The following is a 435-nucleotide window of genomic DNA, read 5'->3' as shown; positions in this document are numbered from 1 at the left end:
CCACTTCCCTGGTAATGCTCCATCAGCAGGGCATCGACCAGACCGCTGGCCAGTGCCAGTGAACCCGAAGCGCGTGGCTCCTTGCCCGGCTCCGCATTGAAGGTCGTGTCGCCCAGCACCAGATGACAGTCGCTGCGCCCCGTACAGGCCGCCGACTGCGGGTAACGGGTGATTTCCTCCACCACGGACAGTGCGGGTGCCAGATCCGATGCTGTCAGCGCCTGCTGCATTGCCGCCAGCGCGCGCTTGCGGAATGCCGCGTCATCGTTGTGGATCACCGGGTCGAACAGCGGATCCATCGTCCCCAGCGCCATGCGCTGTTCGACCGCAACATGGCAGCCCGGAAACGCACCGGCAATGAAGAACTGCGCGGTGGCCTGGGTACGCTGCAGGCTGTTGGCATGGGCGTGGAAGTCAGCCGGCTGCGGGCAACCC

At 65.7% G+C, this 435-nt stretch carries 1 protein-coding gene; it reads right to left on the bottom strand.

What is annotated here, in order from left to right:
* Nucleotides 1-435: hypothetical protein (locus RhoFasB10_RS25860; RefSeq protein ID WP_206031386.1), on the bottom strand; the 435-nt coding region annotated here is incomplete at both ends.

This window comes from Rhodococcus sp. B10, from assembly GCF_011770055.1.
GTDB classification, from domain to species: domain Bacteria; phylum Actinomycetota; class Actinomycetes; order Mycobacteriales; family Mycobacteriaceae; genus Rhodococcoides; species Rhodococcoides kyotonensis_B.
The sequence above is the reverse complement of the archived record's forward strand: the minus strand, read 5'-3'. Positions and strand labels throughout refer to the sequence as shown.